The organism is Actinomycetota bacterium, assembly GCA_035697485.1.
GTDB lineage: Bacteria > Actinomycetota > UBA4738 > UBA4738 > HRBIN12 > JAOUEA01.
Map to the genome: position 1 here is coordinate 179,695 of DASSCU010000024.1, position 17,242 is coordinate 196,936.

Below are 17,242 nucleotides of genomic sequence, written 5' to 3' on the forward strand. Positions count from 1 at the left end.
CCCGGCCCGATCGCCGGGCCCTTGACCCGGGACGCGCCTAGTCCTCGAGCTCGCCGCTCTCCATCACGGCGGTCCCAGCTTCGGGGAGCACCCGCAGTGCCTCGACCGGGAAGTGCACCGTCACCGGGGCGCCGGAGTCGAACGGCATGGCACCGCCCTCGTTCTGCACCCAGGCCTGGATGCGCTGGCCCGGCGCGAGGTTCACGATCACCTGCAACACCGACCCGACGTAGACGACACGCTCCACCATGCCGGGCACGCGGTTCTCCCCGCTGGTGCCCTGCGGCTCGAGGCTCACCCGCTCGGGGCGGATCGTGACCTTGGCCTGGCCACGGGTGTCCTCGTCGCCCTGGCCGGCGACGAACGAGAACTCTCCGATCGCCACCTTGCAGCCGTTGGGGACTTGCCCCGCGGCGGTCGCCTCCATCAGGTTCGACACGCCGAGGAAGTCGGCGACGTAGGCGGTCGCGGGCTCCTCGTAGATCTCCTTGGGTCGCCCGATCTGCTCGACGCGCCCCTGGCTCATCACCGCGATGCGGTCCGACATCGTGAGCGCTTCCTCCTGGTCGTGCGTCACGTAGACGAACGTGATGCCGACCTCCTCCTGCAGGGCCTTCAGCTCGATCTGCAGGCGCTTGCGGAGCTTGGCGTCGAGGGCACCGAGCGGCTCGTCGAGCAGGAGCACGGCGGGGTTCAGGATCAGCGCCCGCGCGAGCGCGACCCGCTGCTGCTGACCGCCCGAGAGCTGTGAAGGGCGGCGGTTGCCGAACCCCGTGAGCGCCACGAGCTCGAGTGACTTCCCGACCCGGTCGCGCATCTCCTGCTTGGAGACGTCCTTGTACTTCAGGCCGAACGCCACGTTCTCCTCGACCGTGAGGTGCGGGAAGAGCGCGTAGTTCTGGAAGACGGTGTTCACGTTCCGTTTGTGGGGCGGCGTCTGGGCCATGTCGACCCCGTCGAGCAGGATCTGGCCTTCGCTCGGGCGTTCGAACCCGGCGATCATGCGCAACGTCGTGGTCTTGCCGCAGCCCGACGGGCCGAGTAGAGAGAAGAACTCGCCGGAGGGCATGTCGAGGTTGATACCGGCGACCGCCGTGAAGTCCCCGAACCGCTTGACCAGATCGACGAGTTGGACCTCTCCACCTGCCATGGACGCGGAGTCTAGTCCAGGCGAGCCGCGACCGGTCAACACGACGGGAGCGAGGCGTTCGCCCGTGGCATCATGCCCCGATGGACGAGCTCGCCCGCCCGCCCGCGACCACCGGACGGCCGCTCGAGCGCCCTCTCGACGCCGCGGCGGGCCGGCGCGCGACGCTGCCGTTGCTCGCCGGCTACCTGGCGTTCGGTCAGTACTGGGGCGTCTGGGTGATCCTCGTGTTCGACTTCCAGCGGTTCCACGGGCTGACGTCGAGCCGGCTCGGTGCCCTCTACACGATGCTGTCGCTGACGGCGGTCGCGGTGATGCTCGTGGGCGCCCCGAGGCTGCAGCGGCTGCCGCTCACGACGACCGTCCCGCTGTCCATGCTCGTGCTCGCCGGGGGCTCGCTCGTGATCGCGTATCAGCCGACCGCCATCATCGCCCTCGGGTTCCTGATCGTGGGCGCCGGCAACGGCCTGATCGACGTCTACCTGAACGTGGCTGCCCAACGGGTCGAGGTCGCCACGAGGCGCCCGGTGCTGCAGTGGCTCCACGCCTCGTACGCGCTCGGCGGCGTCACGGGAGCCGCGATCGCGGGGCTGCTGCTGGTCGCCGACGTCGACTACCGGTGGGGGCTGGCTCTCGCGGGTCTCACGCTCGCCGTCACCGCCGCCTGGAACGCACGGACCGCGCCCCCTGAGCGCAGCCCCGAGGGTGCCCAGGCCGTCTTGTCGGTCTCCGCGCTCTTCCGCACGCCGGCGCTCTGGGTACCGGCGCTCACCGTGCTGTTCGCGTTCCTCGTGGAGGGGTCGATGGATGCGTGGTCGGGCCTGTACCTCCGCGACGAGCTCGGCGCATCGGCGGGGGTCGCGTCGCTCGCCTTCATCGCGTTCTCGGGCGCGATCTTCCTCGGCAGGCTCTTCGCGGGGAAGGTGCTCTTCGGGCTCGGCCCTCGCACGACGATCATCGTGGCCGGGGCGGGATCCTTCGTAGGAGGTCTGCTCGCGATCGCCACTGACGACCTCGTCGTCGTGGCGATCGCCTACCTGATCCTCGGGTTCATGATCAGCGCGGCCGCACCCGCGGGGTTCAGCCTCACCGAGGACATCGACGAGGATCCCACCAGCGCGATCGCCGCCGTCACGACGGTCGGCTACACGGGTTTCATCTGGAGCCCGCCGCTCTTTGGTTATGTCGCCCAGACGATCGATCTGCGGGCGGCGATGGCCGTAATCGTGATCGCCACCGTCGGGATCATCGTCGCGGGACTCATGGCCCCACGCTCACGAGTGTGAGCTCGGCGGCGGCGGGAACGCATCGCGGAGCGTGAACCCCTCGCGGGTCGGACCCCGCGCACGGAGCGACTCGAGCTTCGTCTTCGCGTCCTCGACCATCGGGGTCTCACCCGCCCGGATCCACCACAGGGCCGTCGATGCCTCGGCGAGCTTCTCGAACCACTCGGACCGGCGTCGCAGGTAGCCCGCGTGCTCCGACCGGAACACGAACGCGTGGAGCGCCTCGACCGAGTCCCAAACCGACATGTTCACGATGATCATGTCGTCGTCGAAGACCCGGAGCGCGGTCGCGTCGCCGTCGTCGGTCTGCAGTCGCCACACGAACCCGGGGCTCGCATCCGCGAGCGTGTTGATCGGTTCGAGCCCGTCGACGAACGCCTGCATCGACGGGCGGTCGAGCGGCTCCCGCAGGCGGGCGACGTTGATCTGCGCGACGTGGAAGGTCATGGCGGGCAGCCTAGCGTGACCTTCCCGAGGTCCGGACCGACGTCGCTCTTCGGCAGCCCTCGGCGAGTGAACCGTTACGCGGTGTCCTGCTCGATCTCCCCGTCGTGCCACTCGGGCTCGTCCTCGAGCAGCGCTCGGTACTCGAGGTACCGCTCGTGCTGCGCCGGGTCGTCGGCGTTGCGCTCGTACGTTTCACGATCGGTGAAGACGGCGAACATCCAGGCGGTGTCGCTGTCGTTCTCGAAGAGCACGTAGGAGGTCACGAACCCAGGGACCTCGTCGTAGCCCTGCCGCTCAGTGACCTTGCTGAGCTGCTCCCGGTTCTCGGGCTTCACCCGCGTGCGCGCCACGGTGCCGTACATCGGCTCCCCCTTCCCGCGGGCACGCTCGGTCGGACGGTCGCGCCCACGCTACGCCCGCAGGATCGTCGGGTGAACCCCCTCTTCGGCCCCGCCGTGCCGACGCTCGGGGTACGCTCGGCTGGTGCGTTCGGCTTCCCTGGTGACGGTCGTGCTCCTGGTCGCGTCGTGCAGCCTGGTCGACGACCCGGCGCCGTTCGCACCCCTTCACCAATCGGTCCGCCAGGAGATCCCCGGTACGTTCGGTTACGACCTGCTTCCGGTCGACGGCTTCGATCCAGCGATCGATCCGCTGCAGGCGTGGCGAGGACTCACCGGCGCGGCGGGTGGCACCCACGTCTCCGTCACGCTGGCCGCGGTCGAGGACCCCGTCGACGGCGGTTGGGGGCCGTCGTGGGTGTTCTTCACACGCGACCTCTGCTACTTCACGGCCAAGGGTGACTTCGTCTCGCCCTCGCGCAGCGGCGACGGCGACGGCTGCACGCCGCGCAATGTGCTCGTTCAGGTGGTCGATGCCTCGACAGGCGATTTCGTGGCGGTCTTCGAGGCCTACGACGCGGACCTCACCTGGCTGCCCGACCGTGTGGGAACGCCCGCTCAGGTGCCGGGGGCGAGGCGCTTCCAGTAGTCGAGCCAGCGCGCGCGTTCGCTCGGGCCGAACCCCACGAGCATCTGCGCATCGGCGAACGTGCCGTTGTCGAGCAGCGTGCTGATCAGGTTCGGCGGCACCTCCATGTGCCACGGCGAGTCGGGTGCCGCGAACGCCTGGGGCGTGACCCCCTCGAGGGGCGGTTGGTAACCGTTCCAGCAGAAGTTCTCCACGCCGACGCGCGTGTCGAGCAGGTGGTTCAGGAACGCGTGCGCGAGCTCGGGGTGCCGGCCACGCGCGCAGACCGCCATCAGGTCGCACCCGACGATCTTCTCCGATCCGGGGGGGGACCAGAACCGGAGCTTCGCGCCGAGGTCGAAGTCGCCCTCGGCCGCCGCGTACCCCGGGGCAGACAGCACGTCGCCCGACCACGCCTGGTGGGCGGCGAACGCACCCTCGGGCAGGCCCTCCTCGACTCCGTCGTTCGTGAACCGCACGTGGGTGAGCGAGACGGCGTCGGCGAGCGAACCCACCGCGGCGTCCAGCTGCGCGTCGGTCGCGGTGCGCACGTCGAGGACGCCGTCACGCAACAAGGCGAGCGAGATCGCCTCGAGGAAGCCGTCGTACATGCCGACCCGCCCGCGGTAGTCCGGGTTCCAGAAGACGCCCCACGGGTCGGTCGCCGCATCGGGCGCATCGGCCGCATCGACCATGTCGGACCGCCACGCCACGCCGCTCACGTACACGGTGTACGGCAGCGAGTATCGCTGCCCTGGGTCGTAGAACGGCCCACCGCCCTCACGGAACCAGGGCCAGAGGTTGCCGACGTTGGGGAGCCGACCGTGGTCGAGCGGGCGCAGCAACCCCGCGTCGATCAACCCCGGCAGGACATCGATCGTCGGGAAGAACACGTCGAACCGCGTGTCGGGGTCCTGCAGGCGCGATATCGCCTCGTCCATGTGCGTGAAGCTCTCGACCTCGACCCGCACGGAACCCCTCGGGAACGAACGTTCGAACGACGAGAGCGTGCTTTTCGACAGGTAATCACGCCATTCGTAGACCCTGAGCACTCCCTCGTCGTCCGGCTTGCGGCTCTCGAACGTCGGGCCGACCGGTCTCGCCCCTGACCCCAGTCGCCCTCCCCGGTCGCGGTCGCAGGCCGCCAGCAACGCCGGGAACGTGACGCCGACGGCAGCGAGTCGTCGCAGGAACGCCCGCCGATCGAGCCCGGGAACATCGTGCCGAGGGTCCACCGGGCCCATCTTGCGGGAACGGACGTGCGGGCCGCAAGGAGCGCGACGGCTAGGCTTCGGGCGGCTCGATCTCGGGAGGCGCCGCGCCCTGCCCCCACGCGTCGGCGCCGCCGTCGACGAGTACCGACGACCCCGTGATGTAACCACCGCCCGCCGAGGCGAGGAACGCGATCGTCGCGGCGACCTCCTCGGGCAAGCCCGCCCGACGCATCGGCACCTGGGCCGCGAACCCTGCCACCACCTCGTCGCCTCCGTACTGCTGGAGCCCCTCCGTCTCGATCAATCCCGCCGCGATGCACACGGCGCGGATGCCGTAACGAGACCACTCGTTCGACAGTGAGGAGGCCATCGTCTCAAGGGCGGATCGCGCCATCGACGAGTGCGCCATCATCGGGATGCCACGACGAGGGCTGAACCCGATGACGAGGATCGTGCCGCGTCGTCGCGGGATCATCCACCGCGTGGCCACCTCGTGCGTGAGGTGCCACACGGCGTCGACGTTCAGCCGGTGCACCGCTCGAAGGCCCTTGAGGGAGATGTCCTCGGCGGCCGCCGCGAACTGCCCGCCGGCGTTGTTCACGAGCACGTCGGCACCGCCGAAGCGCTCGTCGACCCTCGCGAGGAACCCGGCGACCTCGTCGGGCTCTCGCACGTCGCAGGTGGCGGCGAGCACATCGGACCCGGACGCGTCGAGTTCCGCCCGCACGGCTTCGATGGGCTCCGGACGTCGCCCGCAGATCGCGACGCGTGCGCCGGTGCGCGCGAGCTCGCGGGCCGTCGCCCGCCCGATGCCGGTGCCCCCGCCGGTGACGATCGCGACCTTCCCCTTGTTGGCGTCGGCGGTGAGCGGGGAGCGGAATCCGTCTGCCATGCTGCGCAGTATGCCCGAGGTGACGAGCGCGGTCGTCGTCGGCAGCGGTGGGGTCCGCCTGTCGGTGCGCCTGCACGAGGCGCCCACGCCCACTGCGCCGGGGCTGCTGCTCCATCACGGCCTGGCGTCGTCCCAACGCATCTGGGACGGGGTGCTGCCCCGGCTCACACGACGGTTCCGCGTCGTGACGTTCGATGCGCGCGGGCACGGCCTGAGCGGCAAGCCGAACCGGGGCTACGGGTTCGCCCATGTCGTGGCCGACGCGCTCGCGGTCGCGCGCGACACCGGCCTCGGCCGCCCGATCGTGGTCGGGCACTCGTGGGCGCGATGGTGACGCTCGAGCTGGCGGCACGCCACCGCCGGTCGGTCGCCGGCGCCGTGCTCGTCGACGGTGGCCTGCTCCGCATGCGCGACGAGCTCGACTGGGCGGCGGCGAAGGAGTTGCTCGCACCGCCGAACCTCGCGGGCATGCCGTTCGAGGAGTTCCGTGGAGTGATGCGCATGTTCATGGCCGACGCCGTCGACGTCACGCCCGACGTCGAGACCCAGATGCTCTCGGTGATGCGCGTGCGTCGCGACGGCACGATCGCGCCGCGCCTGGCCCGCTCGAACCACTTCCGCATCCTGCGGGCGATCTGGGAACAGGACCCCGATGACCTGTGGACCCGGGTCGCCGCGCCCACGCTCGCGATCGTCGCTCACGGCACCGACGCCGACCGCGACGTGAGGGCGCGTCGGGCGGCAGCAAAGGTGCAGGAGCTCACTCGTGGGCGAGCGGTCACGGTTTCATGGATGCGGGGCATCCACGACCTGCCTCTGCAGCATCTGGACGCCGTCGCCCGCCGCATCGAACGCTTCGCGCGAAGCGCCGTAGGCTAGGGACGGGATGTTCGTGCTCGTGTTGATCCTGCTGTTGCTCGCCGCCGTGTTCGGTGTGCTCGGAGCCGTGCTGAAGGCGGTGGCGTTCCTCGTGATCACCGCCCTGCTCACGGTGACCGTGCTGGCCGCGCTCGCATGGTGGGGCTTCAAGCGAGCGACCCGCGAGTTCCGGGCAGAGTACGATCGGCAGATCACCGAGCAGCGGGTCACCCGCTACCGCGTGAACGAGGCGCAGCACGACCCCGAGCACCTGCCGCCGCACGACGACCGATACTGATCAGCGGCGACGGTGTCGCGCGGCCCTCTTCGCGACCCACTCCCGATACGCCAGCGGCGCGTACCCGGCCGCATCCAGCAGGATGCCGCGCGACCGACCCGCGTCGGCGCGACGGTCGCCCGCCTCGAGCGCCCGCGACGAGAGCCACACCGCCGGGAAGCGCAGGGGTTCGGGCGGCGACTTCGCCTCGGGCCCGACGACCGGCATCGAGGTCCACTCGTCGTCGAGGCCCAGCACCATCGAGGCGAGGATGCGCCCGCCCAGCATCGTCTGGGATAGCCCGTGCCCGGAGAACCCCATGCCCGCGTGCACGTTGCCGGGCTCGAGCGTGCGGAAGAACGGCAGGAACGTGGCGGTCTGGTCGATCGGTCCGCCCCACGCGTGGGTGAAACGGATGCCCTCCAGCTGCGGGAAGAGCCAGAGCAGCCCTCGGGCGGCGGCCTCGGCAACACGGCGGTCGTGCGAGGCCGCTCGCCCCCCTGCCCTGCCACCGAACACGACGCTCAGGGCGCCGCCGCCGATCACGATGCGTCCGTCGTCGGTCGGACGCAGGTAGTACACGAGCTCCCGCCCGTCGCCGATGCCCACCTGCGACGTCCAACCGATCTCCTCGAGGCGGTCGGGGATCGGCTCGGTTGCGACCACGTGGTCCGCGATCACGCCGAAGCTGCGGCGGAAGCCGGGCCAACCAGCCGCCCACGCGCCGATCGCGAGCACCACCGCCCGAGCCTTCACCGCGCCGTGGGTCGTGCGCACGACCGCCGGCCGCGAACGATCGAGCCCGGTCATCGCCGTCCGCTCGAAGATGTGGACCCCTCGCTCGAGCGCGACACGACGCAGGCCTCGCGCGAGCCGGGCCGGCTGGACGATGGCGCCGTCGGGACCGAACCGCGCCTCGGTGAATCGGGGTGAGTCGGCGATCGCCCGAGCCTCGTCGAGCGGGATCGGCCGCAGTCGATCGCCAAGCCCCCTCGCTTCGAGGAACGCCGCCGCAGAGGTCTCGTCGACGTCGGTCTGCCACGGTCCCGTCGCGACTCGCATCGTGCCCTCGTGGTGGAACCACGCGTCGACGCCATTGGCCTCGAGCCACGCGCCCGCCTCGCCGACCGTGTCGGCGACCGCCTGCAGGTAGCGCAGCCCCTCGTCCTCTCCGAAGAGCGCGCACGTGGCCGGCGCGTCCCACCACGACGACGAGAAGAATCCCCCGTTGCGACCGCTTGCGCCGCCGCCGCAGATGTCCTGTTCGACGAGCGCGATCCGCAGTCCGGGATCCCTCGCGGAGAGCTCGATCGCGGTCCAGAGCCCGGTGAACCCTGCGCCGACGATGCAGACGTCGGCCGACAGCTTGGCGGTGAGCGGTGGGCAGCCGTCGCCGGGGTCGTCGGTGAGGGCCTCCTGCAGCCAGAAGCTCCGTGCCGCGCCGGGAGCCGGTATCGACGGGACTTGCTCGCCCGTCACGGCCGTCGACGCCAGACGGGTTTCGTCCGGACGAACGCGGCGACGAGCGCACGGCCGAGCGACAGGAACAGCAACGTGAACGCGAGTCCCACAGCGAGGAACACCACGATGCGCCATCCTTGCGGCGAGCCGACCCACCAGGTCCGCACCACGAGCGCCACGGGCACGGCGATCGCCCACGTGATCACGAGCGAGGAGACGTCGCGGCGGCGGTATGTGCCGACGACGACGCACACGACGATCCACGTCACCGCCAGCGGCACGGCGTTGCGGGCCGCGACCTCGGCGATCGCCCCGATGCGGTGTGACCGCAAGCCGACGGCGACGAACGTGAGCAGCGCCACGGCGTCGACCACGGCGAGCGCGGCTCCGGTCGGTCGCTGCTCGGTCCGAGCAGACGCGGTGTCGGCGGCGGTCGTGCGCGTGGACCCGGCCATGTCTCCATGTTCCCAGCGAGGCCGTGCCATGATGGAGCAACCCGATGCTGCGTCGATCCTTCCCCTTGTGGCCCCGATGCGTCGTGCTCACGCTCGCCTTGGCGACGGCGGCTTCCGCCTGCACGATCGCCGTCGAAGCGGCACCTACACCACCGCCCCCGGTGCGCATCCGCCTCGATCGCGAGCCGGTGACGGTGCCTCAAGGCACGACGTACGGCGACTTCGCCGAGGGTGAGAGCATCCAGGCCCGCGACGGTCGCCTGCTGTCGGTCACGGGCGAGATCCTCGAACGCCACGTGTCCGAGGGAACGGTCGAGCTCAACGGCCACGCGCCCGATCCGCTCCACCTGCTCGCCACCGGCGACCGCATCGTGCGCCTCGAGGGCGAGGATCGGAGCGAGGGCACGAGGAGGGTCACGACCCGGCTCCGAGGCCGCACGAACGCGTTCGTGCAGCGGACGCTCGCTACGTTCCGGGTCCGGGAGGTCACGACGGTCGGCCGGATCTCGGGCGAAGTGGCCGACCTGCGCGTCGAGACGAACGGGCGGCCCCGCATCCCCCGTGCCGTCGCGCTCACGTTCGATGACGGACCCTGGCCGGGACATACCGAGGCCGTGCTTCGGGTCTTGCGCCGCGAACGGGTGCGGGCGACGTTCTTCATGATCGGTTCGCTCGTCGTCGAGCGCCCGGATCTCGTGCGGAAGGTCCTCGACGCGGGCCATGTCGTGGCGAACCACTCCCTCACGCACCCCGTCGCGCCGGCGTTCGCTGAGCTCCCCGATCATCGGGTCGAAGCCGAGATCGTGCAGACCGTGGACGCGCTGCGGGAGATCGGCGCGCACCCCACCCTGTTCCGGCCCCCCGGCGGGAGCTACGACGACGACACGATCCTCGAAGCATGGCGCCAGCGCGAACGGGTCGTGATGTGGAGCGTCGATCCGCACGACTGGGACGCCTCGCGCACGCCGAAGCAGATCGCGAACGACGTGCTCCGCCGGGTGCGGCCAGGATCGATCGTGCTCCTGCACGACGGAGGTGGCGACGCCGCAGACACGATCGCCGCGCTCCCGAGGATCATCCGCGGTATCCGGAAGATGGATCTGCGGCTCGTGACCCTCGACCCCTATCGACCCCGATAGCCTGTCGCCATGCGCCGGGCGACCGTGCTCTACGATGAGGACTGCGGGTTCTGCCGTTGGTCGGCTGACAGGCTCCGCGCGTGGGACCGACGCCGGGAACTGCGGTTCGTGCCGCTGCAGGATCGCGAGGCCGACCGGCTCCTGGAAGCGGTGCCGCCTCCATTGCGGGCGCGGTCGTGGCACCTCGTAGAGCCGGACGACCGCGTCTGGTCCGCCGGGGCCGCCGTGCCACGGGTGCTCCGCAGGCTGCCGCTCGGCGCCCCGCTCGCGGCTCTCGCCGAGGCCGCGCCGGGGCCGACCGACCGCGCCTACGACGCCGTCGCCCGACGACGCACGACGCTGGGACGGCTGCTCGGGCAGCGAGCATGCGCGGTCGACCCGTCCCGGGGATCGACGACGGCCGCCCGGTCCGCGCCGTGAACGCCGATACCCGGGCGGTCGTCGCCGAGCTCCGGACGCTGGCCGATCCCTCGCGCAAGCCCGGCATGGCCCACGTGGGCATCACGATCGACCGGGCGCTGGGGGTCTCGATCCCGAAGCTGCGTCGCCTGGCGCGAGCACATCGGGGCGACCACGAGCTCGCGCTCGACCTGTGGGCGACGGGGATCCACGAGGCCCGCATCCTCGCGTCGATGGTCGATGACCCGGCCCTGGTCAGCCGCACGCAGATGGACACCTGGGCGAAAGACTTCGACTCGTGGGACCTCTGCGACCAGGTCTGCACCAACCTCTTCCAGTCCTCGCGATCGGCCGATGCCGCCGCCCGCGCCTGGTGCCGTCGCGACGAGGAGTACGTGAAGCGCGCAGCGTTCGCGATCGCTGCGGCCCAGGCGGTACACGGTCGCGACCGCGACGACGACTCGTTCATCGCCTGGTTCCCGAGAATCCGCCGGGCCGCGACCGACGAGCGCAACGTCGTGAAGAAGGCCGTGAACTGGGCGCTGCGACAGATCGGGAAGCGGAACCTCGCACTGCGCGATGCGGCGATCGCCGAGGCGGAACGATTGCTCGAGCTCGACAGCCGCAGCGCCCGCTGGATCGCGCGCGACGCGCTCCGCGAGCTCCGCAGCGACGCCGTCGCGGAGCGGCTCGGGGCACGCCGGGAGGAGGCCTGAGCCCGGAGCTCAGCCCATCACGAGCGGCGCGAGTGCTCGGTACGCTGGCATGCACACGTCGGCGTCGTCGCCGTTCACGAACTGCACGCAGACGTGGTCGGCTCCCGCGGCGAGGTGCTCGCGCACGCGTGCGGCGATCGCCTGCTCATCCCCCCAGGCGACCGTGGCGTCGACGAGTCGGTCGCTCCCCCCGTCGACGAGGTCGCCCGGCTCGAACCCCGAGCGCTCGAGGTTCCGAGCATAGTTCGGCAGCTCCAGGTACCCGCTCGTCCAGCCGCGCGCAACCGCTCGCGCTCGGTCGGGATCGGTCTCGAGGACCGCGGTCAGCTCGACGGCGAGCACGGGCTCGGCGCCGAGCACGTCGCGGGCGTGCACCGTGTGCGCGACCGGCACGAAGTAGGTGTGGGCACCGAGCGCCTGCTCCGCGGACAGCCGCAGCATCCCGTCGCCGAGCGCCGCGAGCATGCGGCGAACCCCCACCCGTGGCTTCGGCGCGTCCCACGGCGCCTCGTCCATGCGCTCGAGGTAGGCGCGCATGCGAGTCAGCGGCCGTTCCCATGCGTACCCGCGCGCCTCGGTCGAGTACTCGTGGCCGACGCCGATGCCGAGCACGACCCGTTCGCCGAACGTATCGGCGAGCGTGCGTGCGCCGGCGGCCATCACCTCGGGCGCACGAGCGGTGATGTTCGCGATCCCCGAGCAGACCGTGATGCGCTCCGACCTTGTGGCGAGCAGCGACAGGTGCGCGAAGATGTCGCGCGAAGTCGAACCCTCCGGGACCCAAACCGCCTCGAACCCGAGCGACTCGAGCGCCCTCGCATCGATGCCGATCTGTTCGGCCGAGCGAGCGTCGAACGCGAACGTCCACGCGCCGACGCGGCCGAGCGCGGCCCTGACCGCCTCGTGCTCCCCGCTCACGTGAGCTGGGTCCGCACCATCCAGAGCTGCTTCTCGATGCCCGCGACGATCTCGATCAGGATGTCCTGACTCACCGGATCGGTGTCGCCGAGGCGATCCATCCGCTCGCGGAACGCACCCGCCGTGGCTTCCAGGCGCTCGACGAACAACCCGATCACGTCATGGTCGCCGACCGTGCCGTCGGGGAAAGCGGCGAGCACGCTGCCGTCGGCGACCGAACGGGCACGCCCGTCGGCAGCGACGCCGATCGCCACGATGCGCTCGGCGACGACGTCGGACCAGGCGCGGTACTCGGTCATCATCTCGTCGAGCTGCAGGTGCACCGATCGGAAGTTGCCGCCGGTCACGTTCCAATGCGCCTGCTTGGCCTGCAGGGCCAGGTCGATCAGGTCCACCAAGGTCGCCTGCAGATCATCGGCGACCTTCGGGTCGAGGGTCGGTACACGATCGGTCATGGGCTGCCTCCTTCTGACGCTCCCGAAGACAGCCTACCCATGCCAGGCGCCCGCCTACCCACGGACGCGACGAGGAGGGGATGTCCAGCCCCCTCCTCGCCTCGCTCCCACGCGCCGCTACTCCTTGGCCTCGGCCTCCACGAGCTCGGCAGGGCTGTCGGGGACGACGACCGCGGTCTCGCCCGCCGCCTCGTGTCCCTCGACGTCGACCTTGGGCAGCCACTGCAGCCACCCCGGCAGGTACCAGTTGCGATCGCCGAGCAACCGCATCGTCGACGGCACAAGGATCGAGCGGACGATCGTGGCGTCCATGAAGACCGCCACCGCCAGGCCGAAGCCCATCTGCTCGAGCGACGTCAACCGACCGGCGGCGAACCCGGCGAACACCGCGACCATGATGATCGCCGCGCCGGTGATGATGCCCCCCGTCGTGCGCAGCCCATATGCGACGGCTTCCGCGTTGTCGCCGGTCTTGTCGTACTCCTCCCTGATCCGGGTGAGGAGGAACACGTGGTAATCCATCGACAGGCCGAACAGGATCGAGAACAGGAACAGCGGCAGCCACGCCTCGATCGCATCGACCTGCTCGAACCCGAACAGGTTCGCGATCGACTCGCCGATCGTCGGCCCTCCCTTCTGGAAGACCAGCACGATCAGGCCGTAGGCGGCACCGACCGACAGCAGGTTCATGACGATCGCCTTCGCCGGCACGACGAGCGACCGGAACACGATCGTGAGCAGCACGAACGACAAGCCCAACACCAGCAGCACGATCAGCGGCGTGTAGCTGTCGCTGATGTCGAAGAAGTCCTTCACGAACGCGGTGTCGCCGCCGACGAGGACCTCCTGTGCACCGCTGTCGTCGAACGCGTCCGGCACGTACGTCTCGCGAAGCCGCGTGACCGTCGCGACGGCAGCCTCGCTCTGCCCGTCGGTCGCGGCGCCCGTGAGCGGCACCTCGATCACGGCGAGCGAGCCGTCCTGGCTCACCTGCACCGGCAACGGGTCGCCGAGCTCTGCATCATCGGCGATCGATGCGCTGAACGCGTCGACGGACGCCGCGACCTCGGGCTCGAGTTCACCGGGCGCGCCGGCCTCGGCACCGGGTGTGCCGACGGCACCGTCGCCGACCACGACGATCTTCACCGATGCCTGGGCGCCCGCCTCCGGGAACCGCTCCACGATCGCGTCGAACGCCTGCTTGGACTGGGCATCATCGGGCAGCGTCTCGATGCCGGCCAGCCCGGTCTTGATGCCCTGACCGTCGTCCTCGGGATGACCCTGGAGCCAGTACGGCAACGACAGGAGGATCATGAAGCCGCCCGCCAGCACGAGCCACACGACGGGCCTGCCCATGACCGCGCGCGTGGCACGGTCCCAGAACCCTCCCGGACGACCGTGTTCGATCGTGCGGTTGCGGCCGAAGATGCGCCCGGCGTTGATCTTGTCGCCGAGCATCGCGAGGATCGCCGGCAGCAGCGTCATCGACGCCGCGACCGAGACGAGCACGACGATGATCGCGCCGCCAGCGAGGCTCCGGAAGATCGTGGTCGGCACGAGCAGCATGCCGGCGAGCGCCAGCACCACGGTCAGGCCGCTGAAGAACACCGCCCGGTTCGCCGTGGCGCCCGACATCGCGATCGCGTCGAGCTTCTCCCGCCCCTTCGAACGCTCCTCCCGGTACCGGGAGACGATGAACAGCGAGTAGTCGATGCCGACGGCCAGGCCCATCATCGAGATCAGGTTCGGCGTGAAGAAGCTGAAGTCCCACAGCACCCCGAACAGACCGACCACGCCGAGCGTGACCGCGATCGCGAAGATCCCCATGACGATCGGCGTGAGCCCGGCCACGACGGCCCCGAACACGACGATCAGGACGATGATCGCGGCGAGCACGCCGACGCTCTCGCCGAAGCGCAGGTCTTCCTCGGAGATGCGCTTGAAGTCCTCCGAGGAGCTCACCTGTCCGAGCTGGTAGGCCTCGATGCCGTCCCTCGAGTAAGCCTCGCGCACCTCCTCGACCTCGAGGGCGTGACCGGTGGCGTCGTCGAGATCCCCCGCCAGCACCGCGGTGAACAGCACCGCCTGCCCGTCCTCGGACGGGATCGGCCCGAGCGCGGCCACGCGTGGATCGGCGGCCGCTTCTTCCGGCATCGGGAACGAAGCGGGGACGGTCGTGACGACTTCGGGTCCGAGCGCCGAGAGCTCGGACAGCAACCCGTTGACCTGTTCGGCGAACGCCGGATCCTCGATGCCTGCGTCCGACTCTGTCGTCACGACGAACGTCTCGGTGGCGATGTCCTCCTCGAGCTGACGCTCCTCGAGCAGCTGCTGAGCGCGCTTGGCCTCGGGCACGTTCGTGAAGTCGAAGTCGGTGGTGAGCGCCGGGCCCAGCAAGGTCGCCGTCGAGGCGATCCCCACGACGAGGATCGCGAGCCAGATCGCCACCGTCCTGCCGGGGTGACGGCTGCTCGCCCTCGCGAGCGATTCGGGATTGATGCGCATCCCGGGTTTCCCCCCTTCTCCGCCGGCTCCCGGCCGGCGCTTGACGTACGCTGTATGCTTACGGCGTACGGGAGCATAGGCATACACCGTAAGCCTGTCAACCCCACCGACGGAGAACGATCGAATGCCCGCAAGGAACCGCAAGAACGGAGCAGTGGCAGCTCCCATGAGAGAGCGTCTGACGCGCGACCGCATCGTCGAGGCGGCGCTCCGCATCATGGACGAGGAGGGCCTCGACGCCGTCTCGATGCGCCGCGTCGCCCGCGAGGTCGGGGTCGAGGCCATGTCGCTCTACCACCACGTGCGCGACAAGGAAGACCTGCTCGACGGCATCTGCGCGCTCGTGATGCGCGACTTCCGGTTCCCCGACGAGGACCGCCCGTGGATCGAGGTCGCCCGCGACGGCGCGCGCGAGTGGCGCCGCGTGCTGCGCCACCACCCGAACGTGATCGCCCTGTGGGCCGATCGCCAGCGACCGATGACCGACCTCGAGTCCCTGATGCCGATGGAGTTCGCCCTCCGTGTGATCGGCCGCGCGGGCATCGACGAGCGAGAGGGCGTCCTCGTGTTCAACGTGCTGGGGGGCTACATCATGGGCGTGGTGATGATGGAGGTGGGCGCGATGTTCTCGGCGGGCACCATGCGCGGCGGGAAGGCGGTCGACCTCAACGCGGTGCACTCGAAGCTGCCCGACGAGGCCATCGCGCAGCTCTTGCCGCCGGAGCGGTTGCCCTGCATCGTCGCGGCGCTGCCCCACCTCGCCGCGTGCGACCCGGATGAGCAGTTCGAGTTCGGGCTCGACCTGTTGCTCGCGGGGATCCAGGCGCGGGTCGTCGCGCCCGCCTGACCCTCACCGCAGCCGGAGCTCCGACCCCACCCGGGCGAAGACCTCGAGCGCCTCGCGCAGGTCGTCTCCCGTGTGGTCGGCCGTCACGATCGTGCGCACCCGCGCGAGGCCCTTGCCGACCGTCGGGAACACGATCGCGGGGCAGAAGACGCCCTCCTCGAAAAGGCGGACCGCGAACGCCTGCGTCCGCTCCTCGTCGCGCGTGATCACCGGCGTGATCGGCGTCTCGCTCGCGCCCGTCTCGTACCCCAGATCGTGCAACCCCGTCTTGAAGAGCTCCGTGTTCGACCACAGCCGAGCCAGGCGCTCGGGCTCGTCGGCGATCACGTCGAGCGCGGTGATGCAGGCGGCGACGACGGGCGGTGGGGCGCTCGTCGAGAACAGGTACGGGCGCCCGCGATTCTGCAGCCACTCGATCAAGTGCGTGGGGCCGGCGATGAACCCGCCCAGTACTCCGATCGCTTTCGAGAGCGTGCCGACCTGGATGTCGACGCGCCCGGGCAACCCGAAGTGATCGACGGTGCCCGCGCCGCCGGTGCCGAGCACCCCCGAGGCGTGCGCGTCGTCGACCATCATGATCGCGCCGTGGCGCTCCGCGACCTCGACCAGTGCGGGCAACGGAGCGATGTCGCCGTCCATCGAGAAGACGCCGTCGGTGATCAGCAGCTGGCGCCGCCCGGGCCGCGCCGTCTCGACGAGCAGCCGGTCTGCGTGGTCGGCGTCGCGGTGATCGAAGACCGCGATCTCCGCGCGCGACAGCCGGGCTCCGTCGATGATCGAGGCGTGGTTCAGGCGGTCGGAGACGATCACGTCTTCCTTCGTGAGTATCGCCGCGACCGTGCCCGCGTTCGCGGTGAAGCCCGACTGGAACATCAGGGCGGCCTCCGCGTGCTTGAAGGTCGCGAAACGCGCCTCGAGCTCGCGGTGCATCGTCATCTGCCCCGCGATCGTGCGCACGGCGCCCGACCCGGCGCCGAACTCCATCGCCGCGGCGGCAGCCGCCTCGTTCATCCGCGGGTGGCTCGCCAAGCCCAGGTAGTTGTTCGAGGCGAGGTTGATCACGTCCCGCCCGTCGTAGCGTGCCCGCGCTCCCTGCCGTCCTTCCAGGGTGCGCGGGTGCAGCAACAGCCCGTCGCGCTCGAGCGTCGCGAGCTCGTCCTTCAGGTAGTCGAGCGTGCCGGACATCGGTCCCCTCGCTTCCTCGATCGTCGCGCAGGCTCGGTCCCGGCGCTCCTGAGGCGAACCCTACCCGGCGAGGGT

The 17,242-nt window shown here is 70.4% G+C and carries 20 protein-coding genes; 9 read left to right on the plus strand and 11 right to left on the minus strand.

Translation table 11 applies throughout. The features are described 5' to 3' along the window. Positions 1 to 37 precede the first annotated feature (37 nt). Positions 38 to 1,150 (minus strand): ABC transporter ATP-binding protein, encoded by a 1,113-nt coding sequence (locus VFI59_07610; GenBank protein HET6713559.1) that lies wholly within the window; start codon positions 1,148 to 1,150, stop codon positions 38 to 40. An 80-nt stretch (positions 1,151 to 1,230) separates the two neighbouring features. Here VFI59_07610 and VFI59_07615 point away from each other — a divergent pair, with 80 nt between their 5' ends. Then, a complete protein-coding gene (locus tag VFI59_07615) occupies positions 1,231 to 2,433 on the plus strand; it encodes an MFS transporter (GenBank protein ID HET6713560.1) in 1,203 nt (400 codons plus the stop codon). Here VFI59_07615 and VFI59_07620 read toward each other — a convergent pair. Both VFI59_07620 and VFI59_07625 read right to left on the minus strand, forming a co-directional pair. Further along, positions 2,422 to 2,880 (minus strand): DUF3291 domain-containing protein, encoded by a 459-nt coding sequence (locus VFI59_07620; GenBank protein HET6713561.1) that lies wholly within the window; start codon positions 2,878 to 2,880, stop codon positions 2,422 to 2,424. The genes VFI59_07615 and VFI59_07620 overlap by 12 nt on opposite strands. A 74-nt stretch (positions 2,881 to 2,954) precedes the next feature. Then, on the minus strand, positions 2,955 to 3,242 hold the full coding sequence (locus tag VFI59_07625; GenBank protein ID HET6713562.1) for a hypothetical protein: 288 nt from the start codon (positions 3,240 to 3,242) through the stop codon (positions 2,955 to 2,957). A gap of 121 nt (positions 3,243 to 3,363) precedes the next feature. Here VFI59_07625 and VFI59_07630 point away from each other — a divergent pair, with 121 nt between their 5' ends. Further along, positions 3,364 to 3,867, plus strand: a complete 504-nt coding sequence (locus VFI59_07630) for a hypothetical protein (protein HET6713563.1) — start codon at positions 3,364 to 3,366, stop codon at positions 3,865 to 3,867. Here VFI59_07630 and VFI59_07635 read toward each other — a convergent pair. Together VFI59_07635 and VFI59_07640 are read right to left on the minus strand one after the other, a co-directional pair. Then, the gene (locus VFI59_07635; GenBank protein HET6713564.1) at positions 3,837 to 5,081 is read right to left on the minus strand and encodes an extracellular solute-binding protein; all 1,245 of its coding nucleotides are present in this window, start codon (positions 5,079 to 5,081) and stop codon (positions 3,837 to 3,839) included. The two genes, VFI59_07630 and VFI59_07635, sit on opposite strands and share 31 nt — an antisense overlap. A gap of 49 nt (positions 5,082 to 5,130) precedes the next feature. Continuing rightward, a complete protein-coding gene (locus VFI59_07640; protein HET6713565.1) occupies positions 5,131 to 5,952 on the minus strand; it encodes an SDR family oxidoreductase in 822 nt (273 codons plus the stop codon). 10 nt (positions 5,953 to 5,962) lie between these two features. Between VFI59_07640 and VFI59_07645 the strand changes: the two genes are divergently transcribed. Genes VFI59_07645 through VFI59_07655 form a run of 3 tightly spaced genes read left to right on the plus strand, consistent with a single transcriptional unit; the run spans position 5,963 to position 7,108 of the window. Further along, positions 5,963 to 6,286 carry an alpha/beta fold hydrolase gene (locus VFI59_07645; protein HET6713566.1) on the plus strand — a complete coding sequence of 108 codons (324 nt, stop codon included), beginning with the start codon at positions 5,963 to 5,965 and terminating at the stop codon, positions 6,284 to 6,286. Next, a complete protein-coding gene (locus VFI59_07650) occupies positions 6,271 to 6,831 on the plus strand; it encodes an alpha/beta hydrolase (GenBank protein ID HET6713567.1) in 561 nt (186 codons plus the stop codon). The genes VFI59_07645 and VFI59_07650 overlap by 16 nt, the downstream gene beginning before the upstream one ends. A gap of 7 nt (positions 6,832 to 6,838) precedes the next feature. Continuing rightward, the gene (locus tag VFI59_07655) at positions 6,839 to 7,108 is read left to right on the plus strand and encodes a hypothetical protein (protein ID HET6713568.1); all 270 of its coding nucleotides are present in this window, start codon (positions 6,839 to 6,841) and stop codon (positions 7,106 to 7,108) included. Here the strand turns inward: VFI59_07655 and VFI59_07660 are convergent, their stop codons facing one another. Together VFI59_07660 and VFI59_07665 are read right to left on the minus strand one after the other, a co-directional pair. Further along, positions 7,109 to 8,566: an FAD-dependent oxidoreductase gene (locus tag VFI59_07660; protein HET6713569.1), complete on the minus strand. Its 1,458-nt coding sequence runs from the start codon at positions 8,564 to 8,566 to the stop codon at positions 7,109 to 7,111. Next, a complete protein-coding gene (locus VFI59_07665; GenBank protein HET6713570.1) occupies positions 8,563 to 9,003 on the minus strand; it encodes a DUF3054 domain-containing protein in 441 nt (146 codons plus the stop codon). Before VFI59_07665 ends, VFI59_07660 begins: the two co-directional genes overlap by 4 nt. 161 nt (positions 9,004 to 9,164) lie before the next feature. On the opposite strand from VFI59_07665, the gene VFI59_07670 reads away from it, so the two are divergent. The 3 genes from VFI59_07670 to VFI59_07680 are packed head-to-tail and all read left to right on the plus strand — an operon-like array spanning position 9,165 to position 11,257. Then, entirely contained in the window at positions 9,165 to 10,142 is a 978-nt protein-coding gene (locus tag VFI59_07670; GenBank protein ID HET6713571.1) for a polysaccharide deacetylase family protein, read from the plus strand. A 9-nt stretch (positions 10,143 to 10,151) separates the two neighbouring features. After that, positions 10,152 to 10,562, plus strand: coding sequence for a DCC1-like thiol-disulfide oxidoreductase family protein (locus VFI59_07675; GenBank protein ID HET6713572.1), 411 nt, complete (start codon positions 10,152 to 10,154; stop codon positions 10,560 to 10,562). Then, on the plus strand, positions 10,508 to 11,257 hold the full coding sequence (locus tag VFI59_07680) for a DNA alkylation repair protein (protein ID HET6713573.1): 750 nt from the start codon (positions 10,508 to 10,510) through the stop codon (positions 11,255 to 11,257). Before VFI59_07675 ends, VFI59_07680 begins: the two co-directional genes overlap by 55 nt. 9 nt (positions 11,258 to 11,266) lie before the next feature. Here VFI59_07680 and VFI59_07685 read toward each other — a convergent pair whose 3' ends face one another. The 3 genes from VFI59_07685 to VFI59_07695 all read right to left on the minus strand — a co-directional run bounded on the left by VFI59_07685 (position 11,267) and on the right by VFI59_07695 (position 15,135). Next, entirely contained in the window at positions 11,267 to 12,175 is a 909-nt protein-coding gene (locus VFI59_07685; GenBank protein ID HET6713574.1) for a TIGR03620 family F420-dependent LLM class oxidoreductase, read from the minus strand. Next, positions 12,172 to 12,630, minus strand: coding sequence for a DNA starvation/stationary phase protection protein (locus tag VFI59_07690; protein ID HET6713575.1), 459 nt, complete (start codon positions 12,628 to 12,630; stop codon positions 12,172 to 12,174). The genes VFI59_07685 and VFI59_07690 overlap by 4 nt, the downstream gene beginning before the upstream one ends. 117 nt (positions 12,631 to 12,747) lie before the next feature. Further along, the gene (locus VFI59_07695; GenBank protein ID HET6713576.1) at positions 12,748 to 15,135 is read right to left on the minus strand and encodes an MMPL family transporter; all 2,388 of its coding nucleotides are present in this window, start codon (positions 15,133 to 15,135) and stop codon (positions 12,748 to 12,750) included. 166 nt (positions 15,136 to 15,301) lie between these two features. On the opposite strand from VFI59_07695, the gene VFI59_07700 reads away from it, so the two are divergent. Beyond that, positions 15,302 to 15,982, plus strand: a complete 681-nt coding sequence (locus tag VFI59_07700; protein ID HET6713577.1) for a TetR/AcrR family transcriptional regulator C-terminal domain-containing protein — start codon at positions 15,302 to 15,304, stop codon at positions 15,980 to 15,982. Between the two features lie 3 nt (positions 15,983 to 15,985). Here VFI59_07700 and VFI59_07705 read toward each other — a convergent pair whose 3' ends face one another. After that, positions 15,986 to 17,167 carry a glycine C-acetyltransferase gene (locus tag VFI59_07705; protein ID HET6713578.1) on the minus strand — a complete coding sequence of 394 codons (1,182 nt, stop codon included), beginning with the start codon at positions 17,165 to 17,167 and terminating at the stop codon, positions 15,986 to 15,988. Positions 17,168 to 17,242: the final 75 nt, after the last annotated feature.